Origin of the sequence: Actinosynnema pretiosum (assembly GCF_024171695.1) — a bacterium.
Taxonomy (GTDB): domain Bacteria; phylum Actinomycetota; class Actinomycetes; order Mycobacteriales; family Pseudonocardiaceae; genus Actinosynnema; species Actinosynnema pretiosum.
The window spans coordinates 425923-451844 of the sequence record NZ_JAMTCF010000002.1; the positions used below are offsets into that span (position 1 = coordinate 425923).

20 protein-coding genes and 1 riboswitch are annotated in these 25922 nt (G+C 75.0%); of the genes, 8 read left to right on the plus strand and 12 right to left on the minus strand.

Annotation, left to right across the window (positions count from 1 at the left end; all coding sequences use genetic code 11):
* Positions 1-25: 25 nt before the first annotated feature.
* The 4 genes from LV78_RS05255 (at position 26) to LV78_RS05270 (ending at position 3861) form a co-directional block, all read left to right on the plus strand.
* Positions 26-871 carry a hypothetical protein gene (locus LV78_RS05255; protein WP_253843579.1) on the plus strand — a complete coding sequence of 282 codons (846 nt, stop codon included), beginning with the start codon at positions 26-28 and terminating at the stop codon, positions 869-871.
* 155 nt (positions 872-1026) lie between these two features.
* Positions 1027-1632, plus strand: a complete 606-nt coding sequence (locus tag LV78_RS05260; protein WP_253843580.1) for a TetR/AcrR family transcriptional regulator — start codon at positions 1027-1029, stop codon at positions 1630-1632.
* A 49-nt stretch (positions 1633-1681) separates the two neighbouring features.
* Positions 1682-3061 carry a dihydrolipoyl dehydrogenase family protein gene (locus LV78_RS05265; protein ID WP_253843581.1) on the plus strand — a complete coding sequence of 460 codons (1380 nt, stop codon included), beginning with the start codon at positions 1682-1684 and terminating at the stop codon, positions 3059-3061.
* Between the two features lie 428 nt (positions 3062-3489).
* On the plus strand, positions 3490-3861 hold the full coding sequence (locus tag LV78_RS05270) for a hypothetical protein (RefSeq protein WP_253843582.1): 372 nt from the start codon (positions 3490-3492) through the stop codon (positions 3859-3861).
* A gap of 21 nt (positions 3862-3882) precedes the next feature.
* Here LV78_RS05270 and LV78_RS05275 read toward each other — a convergent pair whose 3' ends face one another.
* Positions 3883-5139 (minus strand): hypothetical protein, encoded by a 1257-nt coding sequence (locus LV78_RS05275; RefSeq protein WP_253843583.1) that lies wholly within the window; start codon positions 5137-5139, stop codon positions 3883-3885.
* Between the two features lie 382 nt (positions 5140-5521).
* Here LV78_RS05275 and LV78_RS05280 point away from each other — a divergent pair, with 382 nt between their 5' ends.
* The gene (locus LV78_RS05280) at positions 5522-6025 is read left to right on the plus strand and encodes a DUF3145 domain-containing protein (RefSeq protein ID WP_096491949.1); all 504 of its coding nucleotides are present in this window, start codon (positions 5522-5524) and stop codon (positions 6023-6025) included.
* Positions 6026-6336: 311 nt separating this feature from the next.
* Here LV78_RS05280 and LV78_RS05285 read toward each other — a convergent pair whose 3' ends face one another.
* The 4 genes from LV78_RS05285 to lanKC all read right to left on the minus strand — a co-directional run bounded on the left by LV78_RS05285 (position 6337) and on the right by lanKC (position 13247).
* Positions 6337-8031 carry an ATP-binding cassette domain-containing protein gene (locus tag LV78_RS05285; protein WP_253843584.1) on the minus strand — a complete coding sequence of 565 codons (1695 nt, stop codon included), beginning with the start codon at positions 8029-8031 and terminating at the stop codon, positions 6337-6339.
* Positions 8032-8410: 379 nt separating this feature from the next.
* Complete coding sequence (locus tag LV78_RS05290; RefSeq protein ID WP_253843585.1) at positions 8411-10372, minus strand: ATP-binding cassette domain-containing protein; 1962 nt, start codon at positions 10370-10372, stop codon at positions 8411-8413.
* A gap of 144 nt (positions 10373-10516) precedes the next feature.
* Positions 10517-10672 carry a SapB/AmfS family lanthipeptide gene (locus LV78_RS05295; protein WP_015800163.1) on the minus strand — a complete coding sequence of 52 codons (156 nt, stop codon included), beginning with the start codon at positions 10670-10672 and terminating at the stop codon, positions 10517-10519.
* A gap of 10 nt (positions 10673-10682) precedes the next feature.
* Positions 10683-13247: a class III lanthionine synthetase LanKC gene (gene lanKC, locus LV78_RS05300; protein ID WP_253843586.1), complete on the minus strand. Its 2565-nt coding sequence runs from the start codon at positions 13245-13247 to the stop codon at positions 10683-10685.
* A 505-nt stretch (positions 13248-13752) separates the two neighbouring features.
* Between lanKC and LV78_RS05305 the strand changes: the two genes are divergently transcribed.
* Complete coding sequence (locus LV78_RS05305; protein WP_118945551.1) at positions 13753-14334, plus strand: hypothetical protein; 582 nt, start codon at positions 13753-13755, stop codon at positions 14332-14334.
* Between the two features lie 320 nt (positions 14335-14654).
* On the opposite strand, the gene LV78_RS05310 is transcribed toward LV78_RS05305, so the two are convergent.
* The 5 genes from LV78_RS05310 to LV78_RS05330 form a co-directional block, all read right to left on the minus strand.
* Positions 14655-15890 (minus strand): beta-ketoacyl-[acyl-carrier-protein] synthase family protein, encoded by a 1236-nt coding sequence (locus LV78_RS05310; RefSeq protein WP_253843587.1) that lies wholly within the window; start codon positions 15888-15890, stop codon positions 14655-14657.
* Positions 15887-16126: an acyl carrier protein gene (locus tag LV78_RS05315; protein ID WP_015800167.1), complete on the minus strand. Its 240-nt coding sequence runs from the start codon at positions 16124-16126 to the stop codon at positions 15887-15889. The genes LV78_RS05310 and LV78_RS05315 overlap by 4 nt, the downstream gene beginning before the upstream one ends.
* Before the next feature lie 148 nt (positions 16127-16274).
* Positions 16275-17252 carry a beta-ketoacyl-ACP synthase III gene (locus LV78_RS05320; protein WP_253843588.1) on the minus strand — a complete coding sequence of 326 codons (978 nt, stop codon included), beginning with the start codon at positions 17250-17252 and terminating at the stop codon, positions 16275-16277.
* Positions 17249-18169 (minus strand): ACP S-malonyltransferase, encoded by a 921-nt coding sequence (locus LV78_RS05325; RefSeq protein ID WP_253843589.1) that lies wholly within the window; start codon positions 18167-18169, stop codon positions 17249-17251. The genes LV78_RS05320 and LV78_RS05325 overlap by 4 nt, the downstream gene beginning before the upstream one ends.
* A 213-nt stretch (positions 18170-18382) precedes the next feature.
* Positions 18383-19564 (minus strand): PucR family transcriptional regulator, encoded by a 1182-nt coding sequence (locus LV78_RS05330; protein ID WP_253843590.1) that lies wholly within the window; start codon positions 19562-19564, stop codon positions 18383-18385.
* Positions 19565-19941: 377 nt separating this feature from the next.
* Between LV78_RS05330 and LV78_RS05335 the strand changes: the two genes are divergently transcribed.
* Both LV78_RS05335 and pnuC read left to right on the plus strand, forming a co-directional pair.
* The gene (locus LV78_RS05335) at positions 19942-20844 is read left to right on the plus strand and encodes a mechanosensitive ion channel family protein (RefSeq protein WP_253843591.1); all 903 of its coding nucleotides are present in this window, start codon (positions 19942-19944) and stop codon (positions 20842-20844) included.
* Positions 20845-21407: 563 nt separating this feature from the next.
* Positions 21408-21529, plus strand: a riboswitch (FMN riboswitch).
* 44 nt (positions 21530-21573) lie between these two features.
* Complete coding sequence (pnuC, locus tag LV78_RS05340) at positions 21574-22233, plus strand: nicotinamide riboside transporter PnuC (RefSeq protein ID WP_253843592.1); 660 nt, start codon at positions 21574-21576, stop codon at positions 22231-22233.
* Here the strand turns inward: pnuC and LV78_RS05345 are convergent.
* Both LV78_RS05345 and LV78_RS05350 read right to left on the minus strand, forming a co-directional pair.
* Positions 22220-23554 (minus strand): extracellular solute-binding protein, encoded by a 1335-nt coding sequence (locus LV78_RS05345; protein ID WP_253843593.1) that lies wholly within the window; start codon positions 23552-23554, stop codon positions 22220-22222. The genes pnuC and LV78_RS05345 overlap by 14 nt on opposite strands.
* Positions 23555-23558: 4 nt before the next feature.
* Positions 23559-25832 carry a substrate-binding domain-containing protein gene (locus LV78_RS05350; RefSeq protein ID WP_301305837.1) on the minus strand — a complete coding sequence of 758 codons (2274 nt, stop codon included), beginning with the start codon at positions 25830-25832 and terminating at the stop codon, positions 23559-23561.
* Between the last annotated feature and the right edge of the window lie 90 nt (positions 25833-25922).

Genomic DNA, 25922 nt, shown 5'->3' on the forward strand with positions numbered 1-25922 from the left:
GACCACCGGCGGCAAGCTGGCACGGGTGAAGGAGCATCGGCGGGAACTCGTCCGGTTGTGCCGCTGCGCCGTGGCGCGCCCCCGCTGGCAGCTCGTCGCGGCGGCGGTGGTGTCGGTGTGGTCGCTCGCCTGGGTGATCGGCCAGGTGCTGCACCAGCCGAGCCCGCTGGACGTGCTCGCGTCGGCGGCGCGCTGGGCCGGTGTCCCGGTGGGCTGGCTGGAGGCGGTGGCCGACTGGTGCGGCGGGCGCACCGGGTTCCTCGCCGTCGTGGGCGGGCTGCTGTGGGCGGTCACCACCGAGCGCAGGCAGGGGCGCGCGCTGCTCGGCTGGGTCGCGGTGATGCTGGCCGCCGAGTCCGTCGGCTACGGCGCGGTCCGCCACGCGCTGCTCGCGCTCGGCGGGTTCCTGCTGGTCGTGGTGGTGCTGTCGATCCCCGGTCGGCGGGCGTTCGTGGTGGACCGGGTCGCGCTGATCCCGCGCGACGTGCTGCGCGCCGGGTCGACCGCGCTCGCGCTGGCCGCCGTGGTGCCGCTGGTCGCGCCGGGGCTCGCGCTGGCGGGCCTGCTGAGCCCGTACGTGACCAGGCCCCCGCGCCCGCGCGCCCCGGTCACGCCGGTCCGGGCGGACGCCGCCGAGATCGCCCGAGGCCCCGCCGGACCGGTGACGGCGACCTCACCAGCGGGCGCCCCGCCTGCTGTCGCGACCACCCCGGCGTTCACACCTGCGGCGCCCGCCGCCACCGCCCCGCTCCCGCGCACCCCCGGCGACGACTCCGCCCACCCCCTGAAAACCCCGCGCGCCGAAACCCCCGCCGAAACCCCGTCCGCCGAAAGCGGACCGAGGGCCGGTGAGCGCGCCGTTCGCCGGTGATCCGACCGCAAAGCGCGGTTATTGCCACGGCAACTATGCGAAACCTGTTCATGTCCTTCGGTCACAATCGCGCCGGAAGTTTGGGTTCAGCGGTCCGCATCCACCAAGATGACCCGGTGCATGACAATCCCGCCGTAAAGCGCTTAGCCAAGGTGATGCGCCGTCAACCCGTTCAGCAGCGCGGTGCGGCCACGGTCACCGCCATTCTGGACGCCTGCGCGTCGCTGCTGAACGAGCACGACTACGACGACATCACCACAGCCCGCATCGTCGAGCGCGCGGGCGTGCCGATCGGCTCCTTCTACCAGTACTTCCCGGACAAGCGGTCCGTTGTGCACGCGCTCGCGCTGCGCGGGATGCAGGACTACCTCGGCAAGGTCGAGAACGTCTTCTCCGGCGGCGGGCTCTCCGACGACTGGCGCGAGGCCGTCGCCCAGGTCATCGGCATCTACCTCGGGATGCTGGTGGAGACGCCGGGGTTCGGCCGGGTGCGGTTCAGCGACCTGCACGACGGGCACACCCTCGACTCCAGCATCGACCAGTACGAGCTCATGGCCGAACGTCTCGCCGAGTTGTTCCTCACCCGCTACCCGGTGCGCGGCGACGCGCCCGTCGCACTGGCCTTCCGGATGGTCGCCCAGACCGCCGACGCCCTGTTCAAGCTGGCCGAGCGGGTCGCGCCGGACGAGCGGCCCCAGGTGCTGCGGACCGCCAACGGGGTGATCCTGCGGATGCTGTCCGGCGTCTTCGACCCCGCTTGACCCGACCGCCTGACTTGTCGTGCCGGTCCACCCGGTGTGGGGTGGACCGGTGACGGGTGACAACTTCGACGTGATCGTGATCGGTGGCGGCCCGGTGGGCGAGAACGCCGCCGCGAGGACCGCCGCCGCCGGGCTGCGCACCGCGCTGGTGGAGGCGGACCTGCTCGGCGGCGAGTGCTCTTATTGGGCCTGCATGCCCAGCAAGGCCCTGCTGCGCCCCGGCCACGCGCTGGCCGCGGCCAAGCGGGTGCCCGGCGTCCCGGTGGGGGACAGGCTCGACCCGGCCGCCGTGCTGGCCAGGCGCGACTCCTTCACCTCGCACTGGGACGACGCCGGCCAGGTCTCCTGGGCCGAGGGCGCGGGCATCGTGGTGGTGCGCGGGCGCGGGTCGCTGGCGGGGGAGCGGCGGGTGGACGTGGACGGCCGGGTGCTCACCGCCTCGCGCGCGGTGGTGGTGTGCACGGGCAGCGCGGTGAGCCTGCCGCCGCTGGACGGGCTGGACGCCACCCCGCACTGGACCTCCCGCGAGGCGACCTCGGCCAAGGAGGTGCCGGAGTCGCTGGTGGTGCTGGGCGGCGGCGTGGTCGGCGTGGAGATGGCGCAGGCGTGGGCGCGGCTCGGGACCGAGGTGACCCTGGTGCTGTCCGGGGAGCGCCCGCTGCCGAAGTTCGAGGCGTTCGCGGGCGACCTGGTCGCCGAGGGGCTGCGCGCCGACGGCGTGCGGATCGTGACGGGGGCGCGGGCCCGCGCGGTGGAGCGGGTGGACGGCGGGGTGCGGCTGACCGGCGACGGCGTGGACGTCACCGCGGCGCACCTGCTGATCGCGACCGGGCGCAAGCCCGCGACCACCGGCATCGGCGTGGAGCAGTTCGGGTTCGAGGCCGGGAAGGCGCTGCCGGTGGACGACGCCGGGCGGGTGCGCGGCGTCGACTGGCTGTACGCGGCGGGCGACGTCACCGGGCGCGCCATGCTCACCCACCAGGGCAAGTACGCGGCGCGCGCGGTCGGCACGGCCATCGCCACCGGCGCGGTCGACCCCGAGCCGTGGACGCCCGCCGTGGCCACCGCCGACCACACCGCCGTGCCGCAGGTGGTGTTCACCGACCCCGAGGTGGCGTTCGTCGGCCGCACCGAGGCGCAGGCGCGCGAGGCGGGGCTGGACGTGCGGGTGGTCGACCTGGACCTCGCGGTCGCCGGGTCGTCGCTGCACGCGGACGGGTACCGGGGGAAGGCGCGGATGGTGGTCGACGAGTCGACCAGGACGCTGGTCGGCGTGACGTTCGCCGGGCCGGACACGGCGGAGCTGCTGCACGCGGCGACCGTGGCGATCGTCGGCGGGGTGACCGTGGACCGGCTGTGGCACGCGGTCCCGGCGTACCCGACGATCAGCGAGGTGTGGCTGCGGCTGCTGGAGGCCTACGGGCTCTGAGCGGCGGGCGGGGGCGGGGCCGGACCGGGTGGTGGTCCGGCCCCGGCCGGTGCGCGTGGTACCGCCGGAGTGGTTCGCGCGGTGCCTGCCGAGTGGTTCGCGCGGCCCTCGCCGGCTGGTTCGTGCGGCCTCCGAACGCTGGTCCGTTCGGCGCTCCGCGCGCTTTCCGGCCCCCGACTCACCCCCACCACCCGGTTTCCGTCGTCAAAAACGCATATGCACCTTTACGTTTCCGGCCGATGTTTTTCGGCGCTGTTCCGCGCGAGGGCGAAAACGCGCTCCGACCAATTCGGCAACACCGCTTCTGTTTTCCGCGAGCCCGATTCGGTCACGGCCAGGTCAACAACCGCTTGCAGCTCCGCCCCGGTGCGCCCGTTCGCCGCCGAACGGTCCTCCGAGCCGTAAATGATCGCCCTACACTCCGGAAGATGACCAGGGGAACCGTCCTGCTCGCGTCCGCCGCGGTGCTGTGGTGCGCCTACGTCATCGCGACCACCTTCGACCCGAGCTCCCCGGCGCTCCCGTCGACCGCCGCGTACCTGCCCGGCTTCCTGCTGCTCCCGGTGGTCGCGCACACGCTCCACCGGGCGAGGCAGGACGCGCTGCTCTGCCTGGCCCACGTGCCCGCCACCGTGCTCGCCGCCGGGTTCGCCATCGCGGTGGCCGGGTGGCTGTTCTCCTGCGGCGCGCTCGTCGGCAGGCCGGGCACCGAGCTGCTGAGCGCCATCGCGGGCATGGTCATCGTGCTGCACGTGGCGTTCGGCCTGATCGCGGTCGGCCTGGTCCGCAGCGGCGGCTGACGGGCGCGCCGCCCGCCCCCGCTACCGCGCGGGCAGCCCGAGCGCCTGCTGGGCCAGCGCCACCAGCGCCGGGTCGTCCGCCGCCGACGCCCCGTCCGCCCACACCGCCCGCGCCACCAGCACCCGGTCCCGCCGCGCCACCGAGCCGATCGCCGAGTTGTCGAACGACGCGGGCCCGCCCTCCCAGGCGCCCCGCTCCTGCGCCAGCGGCACGACCCCGCCGCTGCCCACGCGCGCCACGACCTCGCGCAGCGCCGCCGCGCCCTCGGCCGTCGACGCGGTCACCTCGGCCAGCGCGATCCCGGCGGCCCGCCCGTCGACCTCGGTCGAGTACTGCGCCCGCGCGAGCTCCCGGCACCCGTTGGCCTCCAGCCAGGCCTGGACGTCGCCGAACGCGTGCCCGGCGCAGTCCGCCCCGGCGTCCCGGCCCCGAGGCGCGAAGCTGCGCCCGTCCACCACCACGGAGGTCGGCTCGGCCGCCGCCGACACCGGCGCGCTGGGCGCCGCGGCCTGCGAACCACCGCCGGAGGTGGTCACCGCCGCGAGCACGCCGACCAGCGCGAGCAGCCCGACCCCGGCCGCGGCGAGCGGCAGCCACCTCGGCCTGGTCCGCTCCGGCTGCGGGCGGACCTTCGGCAGCAGCATCGTGCTGGCCGACCCCAGGTCCTCGGCCGCGTCGGTGAAGCCCTCGGTGAGCATCGCCGAGCGCTGCGGCGGCGTGCCGACGGGGGCGAGCACGGCGATGAGCTTGGCCGCGTGCACCGCCGAGCACGGCCGGTCGCTGGTGGCCAGCTCGCGCGCGGCGGCCAGCAGCGTGGTCGGCTTCGGGTGCAGCACCCGGACGCCCCGGTGCAGGTCGGCGCTGGGCTGCACGACCTGCCCGACGTACGGGCCGACCGCGACGACCGTGGTCACCGGCAGCGGCTCGCCGCGCATGTCCTGGATGCGCCGCGCCACCGCCTGCGCCGCCTCGAGCGCCTCCTGCACGGGGCTCGTCGCGCCCGCCGGGTGCCTCAGCGGCCAGCCGTCGGTCTTCCACTGGCCCGACAGCGGCGCCTCCAGCTTCAGCGCGGGCTCCGGCAGGTCGACGCCCACCACGACCAGCACACCGCGCGGCAGCACCACGATCGCGTCCAGCGGCCTCGGGCAGTCCGGCGGGTGGACCCCCAGGAGGGCGAAGCCGCCCAGCACCGAGACCCCCGGACCCCACGCGCTCAGCGCCGCCCGCACGTCCGCGCCGACCCTGGAGGGTTCGCTCCCCAATCGGATCAACCGCACTTGACCACCCCGTTCACCACGATCGGACACCGTAGCCCCGTCGGGGTGCGTCGGGCCGTCAAGTGTGCGGGTTCAGGCGTTCAGTGAGCGGCATCACCCGAACGCGCGCCACGATCGACGGATGGGTGGTGCTCGGCGTGTCATCAGCGCCCCGTGCGCGCCCAACCCCGTACCGTGAGCGGCCGAACCAGCCCGCCGTGGGGCAGATCGCGTTTCAGGGTCGAAAGACCTGTATCCACCACGGCCGGGTGACGCTTGTGCTGGTTCTTCTGGCGGACCGCACCCGCAGCGGGCAGAATGGCCGGGTCGGGAATTCGCATGATCTTCCGTGGTCGAGAGGTCGTAGGGGAAGACGTCCCTCGTCGAGTAGCGGAGGTCAGCTGTGAGCACCCGTGGCAGCACCAGTGGCGTGGTCTACGTCCACTCGTCGCCGTCCGCGGTCTGTCCGCACGTCGAGTGGGCTCTCTCTGGCGCACTCGGCGATCGGGTGGACCTCAAGTGGACTGCGCAACCCGCGGCGCCGGGTCAACTGCGCGCCGAGTGCGCCTGGACCGGGGACGCCGGCACAGGCGCCAGACTCGCGTCCGCGCTGCGCGCGTGGCCGATGCTCAGGTTCGAGGTGACCGAGGACCCGAGTCCCGGAGTCGACGGGGTCCGCTACTGCTTCGCGCCGATCCTCGGCCTGTGGCAGGCGCGGACCAGCGCGAACGGGGACATCGTGGTCTCGGAGGACCAGCTCAGGTCGCTGGCCGCCCGCAGTCGCGGCGGGGAGTCGTTCGCGCACAACGTGGACGAGCTGCTCGGCGCGGCGTGGGACGACGCGCTGGAGCCGTTCCGCCGGGCCGGTGACGGCGCTCCCGTGACCTGGCTGCACCGAGTCGGCTGACGCCGCACCCGGCACACCCCCGAGGTGGAGCCGGGTTCCGGCGTGCCCGCCCCAGGGCGCGCAGGCGCACCGCGAGTGCGTTTCCCTTGCGGCACGCGGGTTTCAGCGCGACCCGCGTGGTGCGGTCCCCGAGCGCGGCGCCGAAGCGGTCGTCGGCCGCGCGCCGCGCCACCCGGCCTGCGGGTCCCCCGGTCGGGTCGAATCCCTTGGCAGCACCCGGTTTCCGCCGAACCGGCGCGCGCCCGCTGCTCCCGGTGGACGCGCCGAGCGCCCGGATTCCCCGCCGCAGCGCGGGTTCCCGCCCCCGAGGCTCAGCCCGCGACGGCCCTCGGGCCCTCCCAGGCGGCCATCAGGCCCGCGTAGGCCGGTGAGGCCGCCACCAGCTCCGCGTGCCCGCCCAGCAGCGGCGGCCCGCCGTCCATCACCAGCACCCGGTCCGCCCGCAGCGCCGAGGACAACCGGTGCGCGATCACCACCAGCACCCCGCCGCGCGCCGCGAAGGCCCGCTCCACCACGGCCTCCGCCGCCGGGTCCAGGCTGGAGGTGGCCTCGTCCAGCAGCACCACGTCCGCCGGGCACGCGTGCACCCGCGCCACCGCGAGCAGCTGCGCCTCACCGGCCGACAGCCCCGCCGCGCCGCCCGCCGCGACCTCGCCGTCCAACCCGCCCAGCCGCCGCACCACCGCGCCCGCCCCGACCGCCTCCACCGAGCGCAGCAGCGCGCCGTCGTCCGCGTCCGGGGCGAGCAGCGCCAGGTTCTCCCGCACCGTCCCGGCGAACAGGTAGGTCTCCTGCGGCACCAGCGCGACCCGGCTCCGCCGCACCTCCGGCCGCACCAGGTGCACCGGGACCCCGCCCAGCAGCACCCGGCCCGAGCGCGGCGCGACCAGCCCGGTCACCAGCCCGGCGAGCGTGGACTTCCCGATGCCGCTCGGCCCCACCACCGCCAGGTGGTCGCCGGGCGCGAGCGCCAGGTCCAGGTCCCGCACGACCGGCTCGGCCCGCTCGCCCCAGCCGAACGTCACCCCGCGCAGCACCACGTCCGCCCCGACCGGCTCCAGGTCGCCGCCCTCGGGCTCGGCGGGCGCGGTCTCGGTGAGCCTGCGCAGCGCCACCACCAGCCGCAGCAGCACGCTCGTGGTCGTGTCGGCCAGCCCGGACAGCGCGGGCCGCACGCTCGTCCCCAGGTACACCACGGCCCCGAGCAGCGCGCCCGCCGACAGCCCGCTGCCCGGCGCGAGCAGCACCAGCAGCACCACCGGCGCGAACCCGCCCAGCCCGATCACCACCCCGCGCAGCGCCGCCGACCAGGCCAGCCGCACCGAGGCGTCCGCCTGCGCGCCGACCCGCCGCGCGATCCCGCCCAGCGCCTCCTCCCGCGCGCCGCACGCCACCACGTCGCGCACCCCGAGCAGCACCGCGCCGGAGTTCTCGGCGGTGTCCTCCTCGGCCAGCACGAGCGCCCGCTGCCCGCGCGCCAGCGACGGCAGCAGCGCCGCGAACAGCACCAGCGACACCACCACGGGCAGCACCACCGCCCAGGCCAGCCCGGCGACCACCGTGGCCAGCCCGACCAGCGCGGCGACCGTGGTCACCAGCAGCCCGCGCGCCTGCACCAGCAGCCCGGCGGTGGCGTCCCTGACGACCTCGACGTGCCGGGTGATCCGGGCGACCGCGCCCGCGTCCGGCGTCCGGCGGTGCGAGCGCCCGCCGTGCAGCACCCCGCGCACCACCTCGGTGACCAGCGCGTCCCGCAACGGCTCGACCACCACCCCGAGCCCCTGGTACACCTGCCGCCGCCCGACCGCGCCACCCACCGCGACGGCGGCGAACAGCAGCAGCCAGAGCACCCCGGTCCGCGCGTCCCCGACCGCGAACCCCCGGTCGACGGCCAGCGCGACCAGCCGCCCGGACAGCAGCGCGGGCAGGCCCTCGACGACGGACCACAGCAGCAGCACCAGCACCCCGCGCCGCTGACCGGTCAACGCGGCCAGGTAGGCCTTCATGACTGCACCACCTCGGGAGTGGAATGCCTTGGGGGAACGGGGAAGGGGGAGAGCGTCGGGCTCGCGAGGCGGGGGTGGGGGAGCGGCTGGCTCGTGGGGGCGCGCCGGTGACCGTCCGCTGGGAGCCCCGTTCCCGGACCCTGCGCCCGGTGGGCGCCCGGTTCGCGGGCGGGGCTCCCGGTCGTCGCCCGGTGGACGACCTCCGGCCGGTCGCCGCACCCGGTGGTCGTCCTCCCCGCAGAGGCTCCGGCCGGGGGCGGCGGGGTGCGCTCGGGCCGGGGGCGTCCTCGGTGGTCGGTCGGGTGGAGGTGTGGGTTCCCGTGTGCTGGAAGTGCTTGGGGGGCAACGGGTTTCCCCGTCGGCGCACCCGGTCTGCCGCTCACCCGAACACCGCCCGGTAGTCCGGGTCGAGCCACAACCGCTCGTGGTCGCCGGACCCGCGCACCCGCCCGTCCTCCAGCCACACCACCGAGTCCGCGCGGGCCGCCGTGGCCGCGCGGTGCGTCACCACGATCCGGGTGCGGCCCGGCAGGGCGGTCTCCAGGGCGCTCTCCACGGTGGACTCGGTGACCGTGTCCAGGCTCGCGGTCGCGTCGTCCAGCACCAGCACCTCGGGGTCGCGCACCACCGCGCGCGCCAGCCCGAGCCGCTGCGCCTCGCCGCCGGACAGCGGGGTGTCGGCGAGCGGCGTCGCGTAGCCGAGGGGGAGGCGCACCACCACGTCGTGCACCTGCGCGGCCCGGCAGGCCAGCTCCACCCGCTCCGCCGACGCCCCGCTCCCGTACGCCACCGCCTCGCCGACCGTGTCACCGAGCAGGGCGGGCCGCTCGAACGCGCAGGCCGCCGCGCCACCGCGCAGCACCCGCCCGGCCTCCGGCGCGGTCAGCCCGGCGACCACCCGCGCCAGCGCGGACTTCCCCGCACCCGAACGCCCGACCACGGCCACCCGCGATCCGGGCGCCACCACCAGCTCCACCCCGCGCAGCACCCCGGCCGACACCCCGCGCAGCTCCACGGCCCCGGCCGCCACCTCGGCGCCCGCACCGGTCCCGGCCGCCGCGCCGGGGACCGCTCCGCCTTGAACCGTCCCGTCCGGAACCGTCCCGTCCGGAACCGTCCCGGCTAGAACCGCTCCGCCCGCAACCAGCGCAGCCGCAGTCCTCTTGCCCGCAGGCGCCCTGTCCGCACCAGTCTCGCCGCCAGCCGCACCGCCGCTGGCCGCACCGCTGCTGGCTGCTTCGCCGCCAACCGTCTCGCTGCCAGCCGTCTTGTCGCCAGCGGTCCCACCGCCAACCGCTTCGCCGCCAGCAGCCCCGTCGCCAGCCGCTCTGCTGCCAGGCGTTCCGCCCCCAGCAGCCCCACCACCAGCCGTCCCGCCCCTGGCCCGCCCAACCGCAACCGCCTCGGGCACGCCACCGGAAGCGCCCCCCGCCTCCAGCACCTCCACCAACCGCGCCGCGCTGGCCCGCGCCCGCTGCAGCGCCGTCAGCGCCGTCGCCTGCCCGACCACCGCCATCCCCAGCGCCGCGTACCCCAGCGCCGCCAGCACCTGCCCCGCCGTCAACCGCCCCGCCACCACGCCGAACCCCGCCGCCACCAGCACCGCGAACTCCACCGCGGGCAGCAGCAGCCCGGCCCGCCACACCATCCGCGCCTGCGTCCGCCACATCCCCGCCCCGGCGACCCCCAGCTCGGGCAGTGGCCGCAGCACCCGCCGCGCCTCCTGCTCGGCCCGCCCGGCCGCCGCGATCGTGCGCAGCCCCACCACCGCGTCCAGCAGCCGCGCCGACAGCTCGCCCGACACCCGCTGGTACGCGGTCACGTCCCGCTCGGTGAGCCGCAGGTGCGAGCGCACCAACCGCAGCCCCACCGGCACGCTCACCAGGAACACCACCGCCAGCCGCCAGTCCAGCAGCGCCAGCGCGGTCACCGCGCCGACCGCCGTGGCCACCGACACCCCCAGGCCCACCAGCAGCACGGCCGTGCCGCCCGCGATCGCCGCGTCCCCGGTCAACCGGCTCACCGCGTCCCCGGCCGCGAACGGCGTCGGGTGCCCCAGGTCGACCAGCCGCCGCGCCACCGAGTTCCGCAACCAGGCCGTGGCCCGCGCGGTCAGCGACGCCGCCAGCACCACGCCGACCGCGTCCCCGAGCAGCTCCACCGCCGTCAACCCGACCAGCAGCGCCAGCGCCGCCACCGGGGCCCCGCCGGACAGCGCGCCGTCCACCGCCCCGGCCAGCGCCACGGGCAGCAGCAGCCCGGCCACTGTCGCCACCAGCGCGTTCACCGCCAGCAGCACCCACCTGGGGTCACGCCGCACCACCGTGCGCAGCAGTCCCATTTCACCCCCCTGGACAGGCCCTCCGTGCCGCATCATGAGCAGGGGGCCCGACGGCGGTCAGGCCGTCGAGCCCCCGGTCGAGGCCCGGTGAGCGGCGCACTTCGCCTGCGCCGCTCACCGGGGAACCCCGGTCCCGAACCGTGATCAGCAGGCGAGCAGGCTCACGGTCGAGTGGCTGCAGGGCAGCAGCAGGCTGGCGTTCGACGCGGTCGTGCTGCCGCCGCCACCGCCACCGCTCGCCATCGCCTGGGACTGGGTCTCGGGGATGTCGAGCTCCTGCAGGTCGAGGATGAACTCCATGGTTTTTCTCCTAATCTCGGGGTGAAGCGACCGACCCGGTCGGGTCGGGGCTGGTGAGGAACGGCAGCACGGGGACGCCGTCCACGGCGCAGGCGATCGCGAGCAGCACGCCCGCCGCGCCGGTGGCCAGGTCCATCGAGAGCCGTCGCAACTGGATTCCGGGGAAGGCCGTGCCCTCCCCGTGGGGGATCGCGTGCCAGGCGAGCGCCGCGAGGTGCCGGTCCACGGCCTCTCGCGACCCGCCCGAGTGGGCGAGGGTGGCCAGCAGGCCCGCCCTGCCCAGGGTGAGCGCCGGGTGGATCACGAACTCGCCGGTGCACGAGCCGACGAGCTCGGACAACCGCCCGGCCAGCCGGGTCCCCGGCGCGACGCGGACCAGCTCGTTCAGCGCCAGGGCGATGCCCGCGCTGCCGATGTCCACGTACGGCAGGGTCCGGAAGTTCCCGTCGCGGACCTGGGTCGAGCCGTCGAGCGCGGTCATGCACTCGGCGAGGTCGCGCTCCAGGGCCCGCTCGGCCAGCTCCAGCCACCGGGGCTCCCCGGTGCGCTGGTGCAGCCTGGTGAACAGCAGCGCCGGGCCGGACCAGCCGTGCAGCAGGCCCGCCCTGGCCTTGTCGCCGGGCGGCGGGGCGCCCTCCAGCGCCACCGCGAGCCGCTCGCCCAGCTCAAGCGCCTGCTCGGCGTAGCCGGGCTCGTTCCGCTGCCCCGCGTCCCGTCGCTGCGCGAGGTGCAGCAGGTTCAGCCCGATCCCGGACAGGCCCGAGTTGAGCCCGTGGTCCGAGGTGGTCGCCACCAGCGACCGGTAGTCCTCGACCAGCTTCGCGGCCAGCTCCTCGTGGCCGAAGCGGTCCAGCACGTGGATCACGCCGTGGGCGCCGGTGAAGAACCCGGCTTCCTTCGGCGGCTCGCGCCGCACCGACTCGACCAGCCACCGCTCGTGCTCCGGGAACCGGCCCTGCCCCGCCGCGTCCAGGGCGTGCAGCACGCCCGCCGCGCCGTAGGCGAAGCACGCCCCGCCGACCTCGAACTGCTCCACGTCACCGGGGAACAGCCGGTCGGTCCGGTCGGGCGTCGCGCTGGACAGGATCGCCGCGGCGATGGACTTGCGCACCACCGACCAGTCCGGCTCCGGCTCGTCCAGCGGGGTCGGGGCGTGCGCCGCCGCGCTCAGGCCGCGCTCGATCGCCGCGCAGTACTCCTCCGGCAGGTCGAACCGGCGGCGCACGAAGCCCACGTGCGAGCGCAGCTTCGCCGGTGACAGCTCCACCACCGCGTTCAGCGGCAGGAAGACGTACAGCCGCAGCGCGGCCAGCGCGTGCTCGTCCACCTCGAACCCGCGGCGGTCCGGCGGGGCCTGGAAGCCCGGCGCGCCCAGCGTGGGCCTGCGGTCCTCCTCGATGCCGGACGCCAGCTCGAAGTCGATCAGCGAGACGGAGTCGACCCCGTCGTCGTCGGTGTCCACCAGCACGTTCAGCGGGTGCAGGTCGCCGAAGACGACACCCCGCTCGTGCACCGCGTCCAGGATGCGCTCGACCTGGCCGACCAGCCGCACCGCCCGCTCCGCGTACTCGGCGACCTTCGCCTCGTCCACCTCGCTGTGCGTCAGCGGGTAGTGCCTGCCGAGCCACTGGCCGAGCGGGATGCCGCGCACCAGGTCCATCGAGAAGAACTCGTGCTCCCAGGCGCCGAACCGCTCGTGCGCGGCGGGGATGCCCGGCACGCCGGCGAGCCTGGTGAGGATCGTGTGCTCCCGGTCGAGCCTGGCCACCGCGTCGGTGTTCTCGCGGTCCAGCCCGGCGTGCGGGCGGGCCTCCTTGAGCACCAGCTCGACGTCGTCGGACTTGCGCCGCGCCAGGTAGACGCCGCCGCCGTTGGAGAAGTGCAGCGACCGCAGCACCCGGTAGGGGAACGACTCCGCGTCACCGGCGCCCCGAGCGGCCAGGTGGGGCTCCAGGCAGGCCGGGAGCGGCACCCACTCGGGCGTGGCGAACGTGGGCTTGCGCTGGTCCGGCACCAGGTCCCCGTCGGGGCCCTCGATGGCCAGCACGCGCTTGCCGTCGCGCTCGATCCACTGCTCGACGAACCCGCCGTACCGCACGAACAGCGGTCCGGCGCCGTAGCGCAGGTCGCTCAGGACGTAGGGACCCGGCTGGCCGCGCAGCAGCTCCGACAGCTCGGACAGCACGCTCTCCAGCTGCCGCTCGTCGGCCGGGTAGATCGTCATGAGCTTGCCGCTGGCCTCGCGGGGGGCGTACTTGGAGTTGCGGGCCAGCACGATCGACCGGGTGCGCAGGTACTTGAACGGGATGCGCTTGTCGACCAGGTAGGTGTGGGACTTCAGGAGCACCTCGGCGGCGTTGAGCACGGTCGCCGAGACGTGCACCTTCCAGCCCTGCTTCGGCAGCCGGACGCCCTTCGGGTGCAGGTGCCGCCAGATGTTCTTCTCGACCTGCACCCACCCCCCGTCCACTGCCGGGAGGACGCGGGAGAAATCGTCCTGGGCCGTTTCCACGGGGCTTTGCACGTCGTAGAAGAGGCGGTCGGCGAAGCAGTACGCCTCGTAGCGGAGATCCACTGTATTTCGCCCCCTCGATTTGTTCGACATCAATATTTCCGCACAACTCACCGTTGATCGCCAATCCGCCGATGAGGTGACACGGGGCGAGCATTAGGGACAATCGGCACCACCCGGTTCTGCACGGTCCGTGCCGGAATCGCTCCCACGGTCACCTGAACGCCGAGTTTGGTCCCGTTTGCCGCAGGACATGGCACCTGTTCAAACCTGAATCTGAACACTTGCGTTCTGTGCTCGAAGGGGGCTGTGACCTGGGCTTTCAGGGAAAATGTCCCGGTCGTTGCACAACGTTAACACCGGCCGTTGACTGCTCCTCACGGGGGATTGCTCCGGAATGAGGATGATTTACTGCGCCAACTGACCGGAAAAAGATGTTTGACGAACAGGGGTCCTGAAAAGCCTCCCCCGCGCAGGGGAGAAAACCGCAAGAATGGGGACCGGGTGGGCGAGTCGGGGCGCGCCGCCCGGCGCGGGGCGCGGGGGGCGGCTGTGGGAGGCTCTGGGGGTGTCCCCGCGCGTGCTGCTCCCGGTGGTGCTCCTGGTCATGGCCTCGGCCGCGGGCGCGGGGGTGATCGCCCGCGACGCCTACAAGCGCCAGACCTCGCCCCCGGTCGAGCAGGTCGTGGACGCCGCCTCGGGCGCGCCGACCTCGCTCGCCCCGTCCGAGCAGCCGGGCGACTCCAAGGTCCTGCTGACCACCGACGTGTCCAAGCACCCGGACGGCGCGCGGGTCGTGGAGCTGCTGCAGAAGCACTTCGACTCGATCAACGCCAGGAACTTCCAGGACTGGACCACCACCGTGACCGCGCAGCGCCGCGCCCTCACGCCGGGGGAGAGCGCCTGGCGCAAGCCCTACGAGACCACCAGGGACGGCACGATCCTGGTGCACCGCCTGGAGGCCGTCGGCGCCCAGCGCCTCAAGGCCATGATCACCTTCACCAGCACCCAGGACCCGGTCTGGGGCCCCGCCGACCTGCGGGTCGGCTGCGTGCGCTGGCGGGTGGTCTACCCGCTCCAGGTCGAGGACGGCGCGCTGCGCGTCGACGTGGGCACCGAGGGCCAGTCCTCGCAGTTCGAACCCTGCTGAGACCGCGCCGGGGGTCGGGCCCGGCGGAATGCGCGCGCGAATCCGCAGAAATGTGGACCCGGTTTTCGCGAGGCTGAAAGAGGAAATTCCCCCCGGCGTCGCCCGGAGGATTCTCCGGAAAAGCGCCCGGAACGCTCCGGGGGCGGAACAGGGAAGTCCCGGAACGGCGAAAGGGGCCGCCCGGAGGCAGCCCCTGCGCCACACCGCCGCGACCCGGTCCGGGCGAACCCGGAACCGCCCGCGACACCACCGCGGCGGACTTCCCCGCCCGCCGGGGAGAACCCGGTCAGGCGACCGATCAGGCCGCCTGACCCGACGGCTCAGACCGTGGTGAAGACCAGCGAGGCGTTGTGCCCGCCGAACCCGAACGAGTTGTTCACCGCGGCGATCTGGTCGATCTTGCGCGGCTCGCCGGTCACGACCTCCAGATCCACCTTCGGGTCCTGGTCCACCAGGTTCAGGGTCGGCGGGACCACGCCGTCGCGCAGCGACAGCACGGTCGTGATGGCCTCCACCGCGCCCGACGCGCCCAGCAGGTGCCCGTGGTGGCCCTTCGGGGCGGTCAGCAGCACGTGGTCGCCCACGGACCTGCGCACCGCCTGCGGCTCGATCACGTCGCCCACCGGGGTGGACGTCGCGTGGCAGTTCACGTGCGCGATGTCGGAGGCCGCCACGCCCGAGGTGCGCAGCGCCGCCGAGATCGCCCTGCTCTGCCCGAGGCCCTCGGGGTCGGCCGCCGTGATGTGGTGGCCGTCCGAGCTGAGCCCCACGCCCGCCAGGCGGCCGTAGATCTTCGCGCCGCGCGCCCTGGCGAAGTCCGCGCGCTCCAGCACCACGACGCCCGCGCCCTCGCCGAGCACGAAGCCGTCCCGGTTCGCGTCGAACGGCCGGGAGGCCCGAGCGGGGTCGTCGTTGCGCGTGCTCATGGTCCTGGCCTGGATGAACCCGGCCATGGTGACCGCGGTGATGCAGGCCTCGGTGCCGCCCGCGACGACCACGTCCGCCTCACCGGTCTTGATCATCCGCCAGGCCCAGGCCAGCGACTCCGCGCCGGAAGCGCACGCGGACACCGGGGCGTGCACGCCTGCCCTGGCCTTCAGGTCCAGCCCCACGTAGGCGGCCGGGCCGTTCGGCATCAGCATCGGCACGGACAGCGGCGAGACCTTCCGCAGCCCGTGCTCCTCGATCAGGTCGTCCTGCTCGAGCATGGTCCGCGCGCCACCGATGCCGGTGCCGATGATGACCCCGAGGCGCTCCTTGTCGACGCTGTCGTCGTCGTGGCCCGCGTCGGCCCACGCCTGGCGGGCGGCGATCAGGGCGACCTGCTCGCAGCGGTCCAGCCTGCGGGCCTCGACCCTGGGCAGGACGTCGGTCGGCTCGACCGCGAGCCGGGCGGTGATCCGCACCGGCAGGTCGAACTTCTCGGCGAAGCCGCCCACCATCGCGGTCACGCCGCTGCGGCCGGTGAGCATCCCCTCCCAGGTGGAGGCGACGTCGCCACCGAGCGGGGTGGTGGCACCCAGCCCGGTGACGACGACGTCGATGTCAGCGGTCATGCCTTGCTGGTGATGTACTCAACCGCGTCACCAACGGTCTTGAGGTTCGCGAGCTGGTCGTCCGGGATCTTGACGCCGAAGCGGTCCTCGGCCTGGACGGCGATCTCCACCATGGACAGCGAGTCGATGTCCAGGTCGTCCACGAAGGACTTGTCGGGGGTCACCTCGGCGGCCGTGACGCCCGCGACCTCCTCGACGATCTCGGCGAGACCCTTCTGGATGTCCTCGTTGCTCACTGCGGTTCCCTTCGTTCACTGTCCACCGGCCGGGGAGCCCCGCCGGAAGCCTGGGTGCCACCGGGCGCCTGCGCCGGTGGTGCCTGCCGTGCTGACCCGCCGGGGCCGACCGCGCTGGCCGGTCCCGGCGGGGTGTTCCCGGCCCCGGTCAGGGGCAGCGGACGACCTGCCCCGCGTAGGACAGGCCCGCGCCGAACCCGATCAGCAGCAGCACGTCGCCGCTCTTGATCTCGCCCGAGGCCCGCATGTGGTCGATCGCCAGCGGGATCGACGCCGACGAGGTGTTGCCCGACTCGACGATGTCCCGCGCCACCACCAGGTCCTCGCGCGCGCCGCTGGAGCGCAGCTTCTTCGCGATGGCCTCGACGATCCGCAGGTTCGCCTGGTGCGGCACCAGCACGTCCACGTCGGCGGCGGTCAGCCCGGCGGCCTCCACGGCGCGCAGCGCGATCGGCGCGATCCGCGTGGTGGCCCAGCGGAACACCGACTGGCCCTCCTGGTGGATGAACGAGTCCCGGTCCGGGATCTCGATCAGGTTGTGCATGTCGCCCGCGCTGCCCCACACCACCGGCCCGATGGCGGGCTCGTCGGTGGCGGAGACCACCGCGGCGCCCGCGCCGTCCGCGAAGATGATCGCGTTCGCGCGGTCGTCCCGCTGGACCCAGTCGGTGAGCTTCTCAGCGCCGATCACCAGCACGTGGTTGGCGCTGCCGGAGCGGACCATGTCCGACGCGGCGGCCAGCGCGTAGCAGAAGCCCGCGCAGGCGGCGTTCACGTCGAACGCGGGCGCGGCCTTCACCCCGATGCGGTCGGCGACCTGGGCCGCCGCGTTCGGGATCGGCGAGGGCATGGTGCAGGTCGCCACGATCACGGCGCCGATGTCGGCCGGGGACAGGCCCGCGTCCGCGACGGCCTTCGAGCCCGCGTCCACGGCCATGTCCGCGAGCGAGAGGTCGGGGCCCGCGAAGCGGCGGTTCACGATGCCGACGCGGTCCCGGATCCACTCGTCCGAGGTGTCCATGTACTGCGCCAGGTCGTGGTTCGAGACCACGGTGTCCGGCTGGGAGCTGCCGAAGCCGGTGATGCGGCTCCCGGCGACCTGCGCGGTGGTGGTGAACGCGGTCACTTCGCGGCCTCCAGCAGTTCGGCCACCGCGGCGACCTGGTCGGGTGTCTTCAAGGCCAACGTGGGGGTGCCCTTCAGCTCGCGCTTGGCCAGGCCGGTCAGCGCGCCCGCGGGCGGCAGTTCCACCACCGCGCCGACGCCCCGCTCGGCGAGGGTTGCCTGGCAGGCGTCCCACCGCACGGGGCGGGTCACCTGGGAGATCAGCCGACGGAGCACCTCGGGGCCCTCGGTCACCACCGCGCCGTCCGCGTTGGACAGCAGCGACAGCTCCGGGTCCCGCACGAGGACGTCCTCGGCCCGGACGCGCAGCGCGTCCTCGGCCTGCTTCATGTAGTCGGTGTGGAACGCGCCCGCCACCTGCAGGGCCCGCACCTTCGCCCGGCCGGGCGGTTCCGCGACGAGCTTCTCCAGCGCGTCCAGCGGGCCCGCGGCCACGACCTGGCCCGCGCCGTTGCGGTTCGCGCCCACCAGGCCCAGCTCGTCCAGCCGCGCCAGCACCTCGGCCTGGTCGCCGCCGAGCACCGCCGCCATGCCGGTCGGGGCCAGCGCGCACGCGGCGGCCATCTCGGCGCCGCGCACGGAGGCCAGCAGCACGGCGTCGTCGGCGCTCAGCGCGCCCGCCATCGCGGCGGCGGCCAGCTCGCCGACGGAGTGCCCGGCGATGATCGTGTCGGCGGGCAGGTCGACCGCGCGGGTCAGCCGCTCGAACGCCAGCAGCGCGAGGGCCACGACCAGCGGCTGGGTGACCGCGGTGTCCTTGATCTCCTCGGCGTCGGCCTCGGTGCCCAGGCGCAGCAGGTCCAGACCGGTCAGCTCGGACCACGCCCCGACGCGCTCACGGGCGCCCTCGGCATCCAGCCAGGGGGTGAGCATTCCGGGTGTCTGGGACCCCTGTCCGGGGGCGAGCAGCGCGATCACGGGCTCACTGAACACGGTGCCCGGCCTCCGGTGGCATGTCGGCACGGACGAAAAGGCCCGGCAACGGTTGTAGGTTCTCTACAAAGGCGGCCGGAACACGACCGGTCCCCGGTCCGCCGCGTTGTGGAGGTCGGCCCAAAACACCCTTATCGGTCGGGGTGTCCTTGGTCACCCCGCGCGGCGTCCGGGGTGTGGTAGGGGGTGTGCCGGGGGTCACCACAGGCCGCGCGCGCGGGCCAGCCGGCCGACCGACAGCGCGATCCGCAGCACCAGCGCGTCCCTCGGGTCGTTGGCGTTGCGCCCGGTCAGCTCGGTGGCCCTGCGCAGCCGGTAGCGCACCGTGTTCGGGTGCACGAACAGCTTGCGGGCGCACGCCTCCAGCACGCCGCCGACCTCCAGGAACGTGTCCACGGTCTCCAGCAGCGCCCCGCCCGCCTCCTCCAGCGGCCGGGTGATCCGGTCCACCAGCTGCCACTCGGCCTCCGGGTCGCCCGCCAGCGCGCGCTCGGGCAGCAGGTCCAGCGAGCGCACCGGGCGGGGCGCGGCGGGCCAGCCCACCACGGCGCGCAGCCCGGACAGCGCGTCGGCGGCGCTGCGGTGCGCCTCGGCGATGCTCGGCATGGTCGGGCCCGCGACGACCGCCCCGTCGCCGAAGGCCTGCGCCATCCGCCCGAGCACGTCGTCGCTCTCGGTCTCCCCGCCCAGCACCACGACCAGCCGGGAGCCCTGCACGCTCAGCAGCGCCTGCCTGCCGCTGCGCGCGGCCCGGCTGCGCACCTCGAAGATCACCTGCTGCGGGTCGTCGGACGGCGGGTTGCCGACCAGCACGGTCGCCGGGGCGCCCGGCTCCCAGCCGAGCGCGCTGGCCCGCGACAGCAGCGACTCCTCGGCGTCGCCGCGCACCACCCCGTCCACGACCAGCGCCTCCAGCCGGGCGTCCCACGCGCCGCGCGCCTCGGCGGCGGCGGCGTACGAGGTGGCGGCGGAGAACGCGATCTCCCGGCCGTAGCGCAGCACCGCGCCGGTCAGGTGGGCGTGCTCGGCGTCGTCGGCGGCCAGCACGGGCAGGCGCTGCTCGAACAGCTCCAGCGCGATCCGCACCAGCTCCACGGTCTGGCGCAGGCTCACCCAGCGCGAGATGTCCTTGGGGGCGGAGCGGAACGCCTCGGCGGTCAGCCGGACGGCGGGCTGCTGGTCCTGGAGCCAGGAGACGAAGCCCGCGACGCCGTTCTGGATCAGCAGGAGCACGCTCGCGCGCTGGTCGGCTGGCATCCGCCGGAACCACGGCAGCCTGCGCTCCATCTCCGCGACGGTCGAGGAGGCGAGGTCGCCGGAGGCCCGTTCCAGGTTCCGCAGGGTGGCGGTCGACAGCGGTGGGCCTTCAGGGCGGGTCATGCGGACAGCGTAGGAGCCGGGGCCGGGCGGTCCGCGCCACGACGGCGACGTGGAGCGGCGGGCGGTTCGGGGTGGCGGGGGCGCGCGGCGGCCCGCGCAGGGGGCCGGGCGGTGTTCCCGAGCGGAATTCGGATCGGCGCGCGAACCGCGCGGAATGAGCGCTCGGGTGGAATTCGGGAACGGGTCGGGTAATGGGAACGCCCGGCGCGTGCGACGCGCCGGGCGTTCCCCTCTCCCCGGTCCCCACCGGTGTCTCCACTCTGGACCGCAGTCGGGCAAAAAGCCACGTCAGTCACCCTTTCGTGGCACCGCTTCAGGTTGCCGGGTGAAAGGCGCCGCGAAACGATCGGCCACATCCGCAACTGCGAGGAGGCGCCATGGGCTCCGAAATCACCGCAGGACTCGGGCAGGCGTGGGCGCTGGTCGCCACGTTCGTGCCCAAGCTCCTGGGTTTCCTGCTGGTGCTCGCCGTCGGCTGGTTCATCGCCAAGGCGCTGTCCAGGGGCGCGGGCTTCCTGCTGCGGCGGCTCGGCTTCGAGCGGCTCGTGGAGCGGGCCGGGATGCGGCGGGTGGTGGCGCAGTCGCCGATCGACGCGACCGGGCTCATCGTGCGGCTGGTGTACTACTTCGTGCTGCTGATGTCGTTGCAGCTCGCGTTCAGCGTGTTCGGCGCGGAGAACGCCGTCAGCGCGCTGCTGACCGACGTGATCGCGTACCTGCCGCGCATCGTGGTGGCGCTGGTGCTGGTCCTGGTGGCGTCGGCGATCGGCCGGGCGCTGCGCACGATGATCACCGGCGCGATCGGCCCGCGCAGCTACACGCGGCTGCTGGGCGGCGCGGCGCAGGGCTTCATCGTGGCGCTGGGCGCGATCGCGGCGCTGAACCAGCTGGGCATCGCGGTGGCGGTGACCATGCCGGTGCTGATCGCCGTGCTGGCGACGGTGGCGGGCGTGATCGTGGTGGGCGTGGGCGGCGGGCTGGTCCGCCCGATGCAGCAGCGCTGGGAGACGGCGCTGCAGCGGATGCAGCAGGAGACGGCGGTCCTCACCCCGCAACCGCGCCAGTCCCAGGAGCGGACCACGGGCCAGGACCGGGCGGGCTCGGACCGGGGCGGCTCGGACCGGTCGGGCGCGATGGCCTCCGGGGCCTCGGGTTCCGCCGGGATCGCCGGGTCCGCGCAGCAGGAGCCGGTGACGGCCGGGATCAGGAAGCGCGGGGGAGCGGCGGACGCCCCGACCCCGCCGTCCGGCATCCCGAGGCCGGGCACCGAGAACATCTAGCCGGGAACGTCCAGCCGAGAGCACCCGGCGCCGAGAACGCCGGAGCTGACCGGTCGCGGAGGCCGGGAGCGGGAACCCCCGCTCCCGGCCTCCCGCCGTCCTGCGACCGCGCAGGCCACGGGACCGACCCAGCCCCCGCCCGGCCCGCACACCGCCCCTCACCCCGCCCCGCCCGCGCTACCCCCGCGTCCTGATCCACCCGCCACCCGCCCCAGCCACCCAGCACCAGCCATCCGCCATGCGGCATCCGGCACCGGCCGGCCCCCCGGTCGCCGCCGCTGGCCACCCGCCGCTGGCCACCCGGCACCCGGCACCCGCCACCGGCTGGCCCCCGGTCGCCGCCGCTGGCCACCCGCCGCCTGTCACCCGCCGCCTGCGGCCCGTCTGCCTGCGGCCCGTCTGCCTGCTGCCCGTCTGCCTGCTGCCCGTCTGCCTGCTGCCCATCGCCTGCCTCTACCGGTGCCCGCCCTCCACCTCCCACCCGCCCCGCCTCACCCCGTGCCCCACATCACCCGCGCGGGTGGAACACCCGCCGCCTTCCCGCTGTTCACGGGGGTGGAGAACACGCGCTCCGGGGCTCGGTGAAATCCCGAACCGGCGGTGAGAGCCCGCGAACCGCCGCCAGGCGGCCGACCCGGTGGGATTCCGGGGCCGACGGTCACAGTCCGGATGAGAGGTGCGCAGCGGTCCCGCGACCCTGCCATGCCCTGGAACGGGGATGGAGGAGCGGTGCACGTCCTGCTGGAGCACGGTTTCACGCTGTTCGGGCAGCGGGTGTCCCTCGCCGAGTTCGCGGGCCAGGTCCTCGCGCTCGTCGTGGTCTTCCTCGCCCAGCGCCGCTCGATGCTCACCTGGCCGGTGCAGCTCGGGTCGGTGGTGCTGCTGTTCACCGTCTACGCCTCGGCCGACCTGGGCGGCATCGCGGCGCGGCAGGTCGTCATCGGGCTGATCACCCTGCACGGCTGGTGGGCCTGGAGCCGTCACCGCGACCCGGTCCTCGGCGTCGTCGTCCGCAGGGGCACCGGCCGCGAGCGCCTCGCCGTGCTCGCCGCGTTCCTCCTCGGCACCACCGGCTTCGCGCTCCTGCTGGACGCCACCAACGCCTCCTGGGCCCCGTGGCCGGACGCGGCGATCTTCGTCGGCACGGTGCTCGCCTTCGCCCTCCAGGGCCGGGGCCTGGTCGAGTTCTGGATCGTCTGGCTGGTCGTCGACGCGATCGGCGTCCCCCTGCAGATCCGCTCCGGCCTGTGGTTCAGCGCCGCCGTCTACACCGTGTTCGCCGTGCTGGTGGTCAAGGGCTTCCTCGACTGGAACCGCGAAGCCCGCCGCGAGCGCGCCCCGCAGGCGGCCAACCCGGCCAACCCGGCGAACCCGGTCAGCCCGGTCTGACCAGGCCGGGCAGCGTGGTCAGCCCGTCGGCCAGCGCCGCGACCCTGGCGTCCACCGCCTGCCCGTCGCGCATCGCCTCGCCGACCTGCTCCTGCACCAACCGGGTCAGCAGGTCGTAGTTCGGCACGGCGGGCCGGGACTTCGCGGAGTCCAGCGCCTCCCGCAGCACCTCCAGGTGCGGCCGGGCCCACAACGACTCGTCCTCGTACAGCGAGGTCCGGGTCGGCGCGAACCCGGCCTGCTCCAGCAGCACCCGCTGCCGCGCCGGGTCGGTCAGGAACCGCACGAACTCCCGCGCGGTCTTCCCGTGCCGCGTGCAGGTCGACACCCCCAGGTTCCACCCGCCCAGCGCGCTCCTCCACGGCAGCGGGGCCACGCCGATCAGCGCCGGGTCCAGCGACCCCTCGTCCCGGTCGGCCGAGGTGAGCTGGGCGTACGCGTAGGGCCAGTTGCGCATCAGCGCCACCTCGCCCCGCCCGAACGCCTGCCAGCTCGCGTCCTCGTCGTAGTCCAGCGTGGACCTCGGCAACCACCCGTCGCGCACGGCCCCCACCAGCGACCGCACCCCGGTGGCCGACCCGGAGTCCAGCGCCAGGTGCGGCACGCCCCGCGAGTCCACCGACACCAGCTCGCCGCCGAACGCCCACATCGCCTCGAACGCGTTGACCGACAGCCCCTCGTACGCCTTCCGGAACTGCCCGGCGTACCCGGCGACCGACGGCCGCGCCGCGCTCACCGCCCGCGCGGCCTCCCGCAGCGCGGCGAAGCTCGTCGGCGGCTGCGCCACCAGGTCGGTCCGGTAGTAGAGCAGGCCCGCGTCGGCCCGCCACGGCACCGCCCACAGCCGCGTCGCGCCCGCCGCGTCCCGCGCCCGCCCCAGCTCCTCGCTCCGCGCGTACCGGGCGGCGCGCAGCGACTCCGGCCGGAACTGGGACAGGTCGAGGTCCCGGTCCGACACCTCGGCCAGGAACCCGCCCTCGGCGAACTCCGCCGTCCACACCACGTCCATGGCCATCACGTCGTAGCAGGGCGCCCCCTCCTCCCGCTTGCTGCGCTGCGAGTGGGCGATCAGCTGGGCGCGGTAGGCGTCGCTGGCGGTCGCCTGCTCCTGGAACGCCACCTGCTGGTCCGGGTTGAACCGGTTCCACAGCTCCACCAGCTGGGTGATCTGCTTGCCCACCGAGGTGTCCTTCGAGTCCGCGAAGACGATGGGCCCGCTCCGCTCCTCCCACCCGGCCTCGGGCTCCGCGCACCCGGCGAGCGCCCCGCCCAGCAGCAGCCAGACCAGCACCACCCGGCCCGCCCGCGTCCTCCGGGCCATCCGCTCACCCCGCATCCCACAGCTCCCCCGCGACCTGCTCGACCACCCGGTTCGTCCCGGACCCGTCCGCCAGCGCCAGGCACTCGCCGCCGTTGGCGTCCAGCAGCGCCCGCAGCTCCGTCGACGGGTCGCACGCCCCGGCCCCGACCCCCACCCCGACCACGGTCCGCTCCGACACCGGCCCGAACCCGCCCCCGACGTCGTCGCGCGCCCCGGCCACCACCACGATCTGCGCCACCCCGTCCCGAGCCGTCCGGTCCCGCGCCGCCTGCTCGGCCACCAGCTCGCGCAGTGGCCGCGCCCCGTCCACCACCAGCTCGACCCGGTCGCCGCCCGCAGCGCTCGGCGGCTCCACCATCCGCACCAGCCCGTCCACCGCGGCCCTGCCCAGCTCGGAGCCGTCCGCCACGACCAGCACGACCCTGGTGTCCTTCCGCAGCCGGGTCCACACCTCCCGCACGCGCGCCGCGAACTCCGGGATGGGCAGCGCGGTCGGCCCGCTCGGGCGCAGCCCCCGCGTCGCGGTGTTCCCTCCCGCCGCGTCCCGCAGCCCCGACCGCCGGAACCGGTCCTGCGCCGCCACGTCGCCGAGCAGGAAGTCGCGGAACTTCGCCGCGGCCTCCCCGACCGGGGTGGCCCGGTACTCCTCCACCGAGGGCTCCGCGTCGCCCGAGGGCGTCCGCACCACGTCCACGAACAGGTGGTCCAGCCACAGCGAGCCGCCCTCGGGGTAGAACACCTCCAGACCGCCGCACTCGTCCAGCCGGTCCACCAGCTCGGCCTCGCCCGCCACCAGCACCGACCGCACGTCGCCGCACAGCCCGCCACCCGCGCCGCCCGGCTCCTCCGCGCCGACCCGCGTGGCCATCCGGTGCAGCTGGTGGCCCGCCCCCGGCCCCAGCCCGTGCTCGCCCAGCCACCCGCTGACCGCCGCGACCGTCGCCATCTGCGCGCTCCCGGTCTCGGCGGGCTCCAGCCCGAACAACCGCCACCCGTCGGCGCCCAGCAGCGACCTCCAGGACACCTCCCGCGCGTTCTCCCGCGCGGGCAGCTCGGGCACCCACCGCCTGGGCACCCCCACCGCCACGGTCGAGCGCGCCACCACGGACGGCGCCCCGTCCACGTCCGAGTGCAGCCGCAGCCCGCTCCGCGACCTGCCCGCGTCCAGCCGCGCCCGCGCCTGCTCCAGCTCCAGCCCGCTCGCGGGGATCCACACGTGCGGCTCGGGCACGCTGGTGCCGATGCCGTCGCCGACCGGCAGCCCGTCGCCCAGCGCGCGCACCACGTCGACCGAGTACGGCCCCTCCGCCACGTGCACCCTGACCCCGGCGCAGCGCAGCTCGCCCGGCGCCCGCTCGGCGTCCTCGAACTTCACCACCAGGTCCCGCAGCTCGTCCACGACCTCCCGCGAGGCCAGCACGTTCAGCTGCACCGGCAGCGCGCACCCGGCCACCTCCGGCGGCCCCTGGCAGGCCGTCGGGGCCAGCAGCAGCACCACCGCCACCACCAGCACCCCGGCGTTCCTGGGACTCAGCCGCGCCCCCAGCGCCCGCCTGCCCCAGCCCGCCACCCGGCTCGGCGCGCGCCGCCAGCTCCGGCGCCGCCCCGCCCGGCCGGACGGGCCCGACGGGCCGCGCACCGGGGGCTGGCCGAGCCTGCGGTGGCGGTGCCTCGGCGGGGCCGGGCCGGTGTCCGGCAGCGCGACCCACGCGGTCTCGCGGAACTCCTTGTTGCGCACGTCCACCGGCCGGAACGCGATCGCGTCGCACGCCGGGTCGCCGCGCACCACGGTCTGGTGGAAGCTCCCCGACACCACCAGCACCAGCGCGCCGGGCGAGCTCGCCAGCGCCTGCTTCACCGGCGCGGCGTCCAGCAGCCGGAACGCGCCGACCAGCGCCTCGCCCTGCGCGCCCTCGCCGTCGTGCGAGACCTCGCCCGCCGCCAGCGCGACCCGCAGCCGCAGCCGCGCCCCGTCCGCCAGCAGGTGGTTGTACCGGCGCAGCTCGCCCGCCAGCGCGGGCACCAGCACCCGCACGGCCCGGCTCTTCACCACCGTGCAGGGCAGCAGCGCCATGACCCCGTCGCCGCGGTCCTCGTGGTACGTGCCGTCCCAGTCGGGCTCGTCCGACCACACCACCCCGGCCACCTGGAAAGCGGCCCGCAGCGCGGCGTACAGGGCCCGGTGCGCCTCCCGCTGCTCCCGCTCGTCCCGCTTCCCGAAGCCCACGACGTCGACGAGCAGGATGGTGCGGTGCAGCGCCTCCTGAGGCGTCCCCATCGATCCCCCGGTCCACTGCGAGCCGCCGAAGCAGGTCGAGCGGAGTCTATGACCTGGGGCACACCGCGCGGGGCGGAAACGGCGAGAGGC

Coding starts and splice junctions, on each gene's coding strand:
- LV78_RS05290 (WP_253843585.1), bottom strand. CDS start 10,372: ATGGGACTGCTGCGCACGGTGGTGCGGCGTGACCCCAGGTGGGTGCTG.
- LV78_RS05295 (WP_015800163.1), bottom strand. CDS start 10,672: ATGGAGTTCATCCTCGACCTGCAGGAGCTCGACATCCCCGAGACCCAG.
- LV78_RS05285 (WP_253843584.1), bottom strand. CDS start 8,031: ATGAAGGCCTACCTGGCCGCGTTGACCGGTCAGCGGCGCGGGGTGCTG.
- LV78_RS05260 (WP_253843580.1), top strand. CDS start 1,027: ATGCGCCGTCAACCCGTTCAGCAGCGCGGTGCGGCCACGGTCACCGCC.
- LV78_RS05330 (WP_253843590.1), bottom strand. CDS start 19,564: ATGACCCGCCCTGAAGGCCCACCGCTGTCGACCGCCACCCTGCGGAAC.
- LV78_RS05350 (WP_301305837.1), bottom strand. CDS start 25,832: ATGGGGACGCCTCAGGAGGCGCTGCACCGCACCATCCTGCTCGTCGAC.
- LV78_RS05335 (WP_253843591.1), top strand. CDS start 19,942: ATGGGCTCCGAAATCACCGCAGGACTCGGGCAGGCGTGGGCGCTGGTC.
- LV78_RS05310 (WP_253843587.1), bottom strand. CDS start 15,890: ATGACCGCTGACATCGACGTCGTCGTCACCGGGCTGGGTGCCACCACC.
- LV78_RS05270 (WP_253843582.1), top strand. CDS start 3,490: ATGACCAGGGGAACCGTCCTGCTCGCGTCCGCCGCGGTGCTGTGGTGC.
- LV78_RS05345 (WP_253843593.1), bottom strand. CDS start 23,554: ATGGCCCGGAGGACGCGGGCGGGCCGGGTGGTGCTGGTCTGGCTGCTG.